The organism is Bacillus sp. MYb56 (assembly GCF_002976445.1).
Lineage (GTDB): Bacteria > Bacillota > Bacilli > Bacillales > Bacillaceae_G > Bacillus_A > Bacillus_A mycoides.
This window is the reverse complement of the sequence record NZ_PCOH01000135.1, coordinates 1-1,010: the sequence shown is the minus strand read 5'-3', so window position 1 is coordinate 1,010 and position 1,010 is coordinate 1. Positions and strand designations below refer to the sequence as shown.

The 1,010-nt window shown below is 35.7% G+C and carries 1 pseudogene; it reads right to left on the bottom strand.

Annotated features, from left to right (window positions below):
* Positions 1-1,010, bottom strand: a pseudogene (locus CQ058_RS31405) (type VII secretion protein EssC); the annotation flags it as partial.

Here is a 1,010-nt window from a genome sequence, read left to right as displayed (position 1 = left end):
CAAGATAAAGTAGATGCCTACTGCACGAGATGAATCTATTAAAGTTGCTGCCGCTACGTCATCGATGTAAACAAGTCGATTCAATTCTTCAACGTTTGCGATAACAATGAGTTGTTTTGCGAATGTTGGTATTTCTCTACCTTCTTGTCTTGCTTGTGCTAATTCATTGGATCGTTCGCGAATAGTTTCCATCCAATGCTTGAGATGTGTATTTACATCATTTTCTGCTACGATGTAATGGGTCACATTCTCTTTATATTGAACCAATCCGTATTCGCTTGTATCTACTAACGTTACACTTTCAAAATAGTCTTTATCCGTTTGAGAAATGATACTTGATACAACTTGTTTTCTTATACTATCGTCTACACTATAAATCATTAAGTGATCATTTACCGCACTATCATGGGCAACAACTTCCACTTCTTTAAAGTCAAGACCCATTGGAATTTGTCCTAATTGTAATGCTTGTTTCACTTGTTTATGGTTACGATATGTCATTAAGTCAATTACTTCTGGCATCATTGGAATTGCTTTAGGAAGCTCTCCTTGCCATGCTTCATCCATTTCATGTGCTTCTTTTTGTAACAACTGAATTTGCTGCAATTCGTCTTCTGCTGTTGTTGGTAATGCTGTTTGGAATAATGTAGGATTTTCTAGTTTTATCAGTGCACGTCCTGTAATTTCTTCAATCTTAATATCAGATCGTCCTACAATACTTGATACTTCACTATGATCAATCATGTACAGACAAGGTTGTACCTTAATGTTATTGTATAGTTGAATGCGTAGTGCACTTTGTCTACCAGCACTAATCAATGTATGAATTCCTACACTTGCACCTTCTCTGACAACTTGCATCATAAGCATTTCAAACTCTTCGTAAAATCTAGCTTCTTTTACCGCATCGTAATTATCAATTGCTACAATGATATTCGGAACTTTATTTCCACTAGCTTTTTCATACATTTCTAAGCTTGCTACGTCATATTGACTTAACATGCGCTTAC